The organism is Mesorhizobium sp. M1E.F.Ca.ET.063.01.1.1 (assembly GCF_003998155.1).
Taxonomy (GTDB): Bacteria; Pseudomonadota; Alphaproteobacteria; order Rhizobiales; family Rhizobiaceae; genus Mesorhizobium.
Genome location: NZ_RZSC01000479.1, coordinates 1 through 4,629, shown reverse-complemented (window position 1 = coordinate 4,629; position 4,629 = coordinate 1). Strand labels below are relative to the sequence as shown.

The 4,629-nt window shown below is 62.3% G+C and carries 7 protein-coding genes; 3 read left to right on the top strand and 4 right to left on the bottom strand.

What is annotated here, in order from left to right; genetic code table 11:
• Together EOA29_RS25860 and EOA29_RS25855 are read right to left on the bottom strand one after the other, a co-directional pair.
• Window positions 1-290: GNAT family N-acetyltransferase (locus tag EOA29_RS25860; RefSeq protein WP_145969797.1), on the bottom strand; the 290-nt coding region annotated here is incomplete at its 3' end.
• 125 nt (window positions 291-415) lie between these two features.
• The gene (locus tag EOA29_RS25855) at window positions 416-646 is read right to left on the bottom strand and encodes a YdeI/OmpD-associated family protein (RefSeq protein ID WP_126091957.1); all 231 of its coding nucleotides are present in this window, start codon (window positions 644-646) and stop codon (window positions 416-418) included.
• Window positions 647-786: 140 nt separating this feature from the next.
• Between EOA29_RS25855 and EOA29_RS25850 the strand changes: the two genes are divergently transcribed.
• Window positions 787-1,242 (top strand): DUF2214 family protein, encoded by a 456-nt coding sequence (locus tag EOA29_RS25850; RefSeq protein WP_126091956.1) that lies wholly within the window; start codon window positions 787-789, stop codon window positions 1,240-1,242.
• Here the strand turns inward: EOA29_RS25850 and nth are convergent.
• Window positions 1,239-2,045 (bottom strand): endonuclease III, encoded by an 807-nt coding sequence (gene nth / locus EOA29_RS25845; protein WP_126091955.1) that lies wholly within the window; start codon window positions 2,043-2,045, stop codon window positions 1,239-1,241. The genes EOA29_RS25850 and nth overlap by 4 nt on opposite strands.
• A 22-nt stretch (window positions 2,046-2,067) precedes the next feature.
• Between nth and EOA29_RS25840 the strand changes: the two genes are divergently transcribed.
• Complete coding sequence (locus EOA29_RS25840; protein WP_126091954.1) at window positions 2,068-2,562, top strand: DUF2244 domain-containing protein; 495 nt, start codon at window positions 2,068-2,070, stop codon at window positions 2,560-2,562.
• An 11-nt stretch (window positions 2,563-2,573) separates the two neighbouring features.
• Here EOA29_RS25840 and EOA29_RS25835 read toward each other — a convergent pair whose 3' ends face one another.
• The gene (locus EOA29_RS25835) at window positions 2,574-3,389 is read right to left on the bottom strand and encodes a class I SAM-dependent methyltransferase (protein WP_126091953.1); all 816 of its coding nucleotides are present in this window, start codon (window positions 3,387-3,389) and stop codon (window positions 2,574-2,576) included.
• 126 nt (window positions 3,390-3,515) lie between these two features.
• Here EOA29_RS25835 and EOA29_RS25830 point away from each other — a divergent pair, with 126 nt between their 5' ends.
• Window positions 3,516-4,421: a methylated-DNA--[protein]-cysteine S-methyltransferase gene (locus tag EOA29_RS25830; RefSeq protein WP_126091952.1), complete on the top strand. Its 906-nt coding sequence runs from the start codon at window positions 3,516-3,518 to the stop codon at window positions 4,419-4,421.
• The last annotated feature ends 208 nt before the right edge of the window (window positions 4,422-4,629 follow it).

Below are 4,629 nucleotides of genomic sequence, written 5' to 3'. Positions count from 1 at the left end.
GGCGCGCTCGCGCTCTTGATATCATGGACCCCTGCCTCGCCGATGAAGCGGCCCGTCGCCTTGTCCTCGATCGCCCAGAAACCATAGCCAAGCAGCGACCAGAGCCCGGCATGACGCAGGAAGCGCAACCAGCTTTCCTCGCGGGTGCGCGGCTTGCCGCCGATGAAACGGGTGACCCCGGGGTCAGCCCACATGGCGACATAGGTCTCGAAATCGTCGAGCCTGTGCGGCCGCAGCACGGTCCGCGCCGTCTCCAGGATCGGCACACCGGCTTCCTTTGCAATGCTCATGGCATTCACCTCTGTTGAAGCGGCAGCGCTTAGCAAACCATCGCGTTCGAACAAGGGCCAGGATGACCGGAGCCATCTTCCAGAGGCAAGCAGGGTGACAGGCAGGCAAAACTGGACGGCCGGATTCAGCCGCGCCAGACCATGTTCATATAGACACCACCGAGCGCCAGTTCGTCGAGCATCTGGTCGAGCCGCTTCTGCCTCGTTTCCGGGCGTTTGGCGCGGGCGATCCAGCCGAGATAGTCGTTCCGCTGATAGTCCGGCCGCGCGTCATAGGCGGCCGTCAGTCCCCGCTCCGCAAGTACGGCTCGAACGTCTTCGGGCATCGGATTGAGGGCACGCTTCAGTCGGCTCATGGTTCCAAGCAATAGACTGTCGGCTGGTGGCGTCAACGACGCTTATGGTTAGCTTGCACATATGGGATTTGCCTCGCGATGCTACTCTGCAACCATTGAAAACTGATTCAACATTCGCGCTCTTCGATCGAGGAAGAACCATGGACACCACCGACCTTCTGCTGGCCATCCTCCATCACCTTCTGGTTTTCTCGTTGGCCGGCATCATCGGCGCCGAGGTCGTGCTGGTGCGCGGCGATTTGCCGGCGGCGACGCTCAAGCGCCTTGTCGGCATCGACCGCCACTACGGCATCATCGCCGCGCTGATCGTCATCGTCGGCGTCTGTCGGGTGTTCTTCGGGCTGAAGGGCTGGGAATTCTATGTCTACAACTGGGTGTTCTGGGCGAAGATGGCGGCCTTCATCATCGTCGGCCTGCTGTCGGTCATCCCGACCATGCGCTTCATCTCCTGGAACAGGCAGGCGGGCGGCGATCCATCCTTCTTGGTGCCGGCGGCCGAACTTGCCTCTGTGAAGAATTACGTCCGCGCCGAGGGCTTCATCTTCCTGCTCATCCCCGTCTTTGCCGCGGCGATGGCGCGCGGCTACGGCTACTAAACCTCCGCGGGAAAAGCCTCCTTCAACGGCGCGATCGGCACCAGCGGCGCCGGCACGTCGGTGGTCTTCTCCTTGGATTTGCAGATGTCGGCGATCACGCAGGCCGGGCAGTCGGGCTTGCGCGCCTTGCAGACATAGCGGCCGTGCAGGATCAGCCAATGATGGGCATGGCGCATATATTCGGCCGGGATGACCTTCAAGAGTTCCTGCTCGACCTGTTCCGGCGTCTTGCCGGGCGCCAGGCCGATCCGGTTGCCGATGCGGAAGATGTGCGTGTCGACCGCCATCGTATGCTGGCCGAAGGCGACATTGAGCACGACATTGGCGGTCTTGCGCCCGACGCCGGGCAGTTTGACCAGTTCGTCGCGGTCCTGCGGCACCTTGCCGGCATAGTCGTCGATCAGCGCCTTCGAAAGCGCGATCACGTTCTTGGCCTTGTTGCGCCAGAGCCCGATGGTGCGGATATAGTCGCCGATCTTGGCCTCGCCGAGCGCCAGCATCTTTTGCGGCGTGTCGGCTGCCGAAAACAGCGGCTTCGTCGCCTTGTTGACGCCGGCGTCGGTCGCCTGCGCCGACAGCACCACCGCGATCAGCAGCGTGAAGGCGTTGATATAGTCGAGCTCGCCTTTCGGCTCCGGCCGTTGCACACAAAAGCGCCGGAAGATCTCATGCACCTCGGCGGGCGTGTAGAGCGGGCGCGGTCCGCCCTTTCGGTACGGCGCCTTTGCTTTCGCGCCACCGCCTGGGGCGGAGGCTGATGGCTTTTTGACGGGTAAGGAATTTTTGGACTTGGGAGGCGCCATTCCCTTCCTATAATATTACCTCATGAGCGACACAAACGCCTCGTTCGAAGCCGATGAGCCATTCTTCCAGGCCCTGCTGACGCCGCATCGTTCCCTCGGCCGCACCGGCTTTCTGATATTGATGGGCGCGCTGCTGTTCGGCTGGGCGGTTACCGGCGCGATCTTCCTGGCGCATGGCGCATGGCCGGTTTTCGGCTTCTTCGGGCTCGACGTGATCGCCGTCTACATCGCCTTCCGCGTCAACTATCGTGCCGCGCGCGCCCGTGAGGAAATCTCGGTCTCGCGCACCAGCCTCGATATCCGCAAGACGGCGCCGTCGGGCCGCTTCGAGGACCATCGCTTCAACCCGTTCTGGGCGCGGTTTTCGATCGCCCGCCATGCCGAGATCGGCATCACCAACATGGCAGTGGAGGCGCAAGGCAGGAGTGTTTCGATCGGCGGCTTCCTCAACCCGGATGACCGCGAAAGTTTTGCGACGGCCTTTTCGCGCGCGCTGGCGACCGCCAAGGCGCGCTGAGTTCGAACCCTTCAAAACCGATATCGCAACAGCCTGCCGATGTTGCGCAGGGCGGGAACGTATTTCCAAAGGCGAACGAACAGTCTCGCTCGCCAGCCCATGCGAACCGCGTGTTCCGCCTTGTAGGCCGGGATCTCCTCGACGAACCGCAGCTTCGGGACGGCTCGCTCCAGCTCGTGAGGGTCCTCGATAGCCCAGTGGACCTCGGCGCCCGTCGCCTTGATGGCTGGATTGAGGCGCATCAGCTTCAGGCCGAAACGGTTGTAGGCATCGAACACGAGTTCGCCGCCGGCAAGATGCCAGACAAGCCGCGCAAACAGGCGCTGCCCCTCGTCGGGGGCAAGATAGGGGGTCAACCCTTCCGCCACCACGATCGCGAGGCGGTTGCGGGGCACATCGACCAGCCAATCCGGTTCGGTCACCGACGAGGCGACCAGGTGGCAATTCTCACGAGACGGATAGAGCTTGCGCCTGAGCGCGACGACCTCCGGATAATCGACGTCGAACCAGTCCACGTCTTGCGGCGGGTCGACGCGAAAAAAGCGCGTATCGAGCCCGCATCCCAGATGCAGTACGATGGCGTTGGGATTTCTGGCGAGAAAGTCCTGGACGCCGACGTCCAGTGTCTTGGCCCTGATGGCAAAGCCGATGCCGAGATTGTCGTCGACCTTGAGCCTGGAAAAATCATAATCGATCTTGCGTACCGCCTCGTCGGCGAAGCGATCCTTGAGCAGCGAATGCGGCAGACGGCTCTCCATCGCCTTGCCGTAGAGCGTCATCAGCAAGGTTTCCCTGGCCCCGCTCAGATTTACCTTTTCGCCGGTCACGATCGTCCTCCCTCGAAGCCGACTCTATCTGGGTATGGGCGGCGGGAAGGCAAGTTTCGGGTGGTGGCAAAGCGTGGGAAGAACGATATTCGCGGTCAAGGAGATATTGCCATGGGAGATATTGCCATGAACGCTCAGATGACCATGAATGCCCGGATGAAACCGTCAGCGATCCTTCAGAACGACATCACCCCTGAGGGCAGCGACTACGAGGTCGTGCGCCGCGCCATCGAGAAGATCAGCCTCGACTACCGCGACCAGCCCTCGCTGGAGGTTCTGGCAGAAGCGGTCGGCGAAACGCCGACGGGCTTGCAGAAACTGTTCACGCGTTGGGCGGGTCTGTCGCCCAAGGCCTTCCTGCAGGCAGTGACGCTCGATCATGCGCGTAGGCTGCTCGATTCGGGCATGCCGCTGCTGGAGACCTCGTTCGAGCTCGGCATGTCGGGTCCAGGCCGGCTGCACGACCTCTTCGTCACCCACGAGGCGATGTCGCCCGGCGACTACAAGACCCGCGGCGCCGGCCTCACCATCCGCTACGGCTACCACATCTCGCCCTTCGGCATTGCGCTCATCATGGTCACCGACCGCGGTCTGGCCGGCCTCGCCTTCTGCGATGCCGGCGGCGAGCGGGCCGCCTTCGCCGACATGTCCGGCCGCTGGCCGAACGCGACTTACGTCGAGGACATGTCGGCCACCCAGCCCTACGCCGCGCGCGTCTTCGATCCGACGAACTGGCGCGCCGACCAGCCGCTCCGCGTGGTGATGATCGGCACCGATTTCCAGCTCCGCGTCTGGGAGGCGCTGCTGCGCATCCCGATGGGCAAGGCCTGCACCTATTCCTCGATCGCGGCCAGCATCGGCGCGCCGAGCGCAAGCCGGGCTGTCGGTGCGGCGGTCGGCGCCAACCCGATGTCCTTCGTGGTTCCTTGCCACCGGGCGCTGGGCAAGTCCGGCGCTCTCACCGGCTACCACTGGGGCCTGACGCGCAAGCGCGCCATCCTCGGCTGGGAAGCGGGCCAGGTGGCGTCCTGAAATCTCGATTTTTCCGCACGCTGTTGCGAAAAACCGTGGATTAAAATATAAGTAAGTATAATTGAACAAATTAAACCGATTGTCTGCGCAATACAACCGGCAGCAACCTCTGGTTTTGCCGGTTGTATTGTAAGTTGCTTGGCGATGTTGCTTAACTTAACCCTAAATTAACCACGATAAAGAGATGATGCCTCTACATTGAGCCGAC

Bases quoted from the DNA above. Each gene is read 5' to 3' on its own strand.
- EOA29_RS25830 (WP_126091952.1), top strand. From the start codon at position 3,516: ATGAACGCTCAGATGACCATGAATGCCCGGATGAAACCGTCAGCGATC.
- EOA29_RS25850 (WP_126091956.1), top strand. From the start codon at position 787: ATGGACACCACCGACCTTCTGCTGGCCATCCTCCATCACCTTCTGGTT.
- EOA29_RS25855 (WP_126091957.1), bottom strand. From the start codon at position 646: ATGAGCCGACTGAAGCGTGCCCTCAATCCGATGCCCGAAGACGTTCGA.
- nth (WP_126091955.1), bottom strand. From the start codon at position 2,045: ATGGCGCCTCCCAAGTCCAAAAATTCCTTACCCGTCAAAAAGCCATCA.
- EOA29_RS25840 (WP_126091954.1), top strand. From the start codon at position 2,068: ATGAGCGACACAAACGCCTCGTTCGAAGCCGATGAGCCATTCTTCCAG.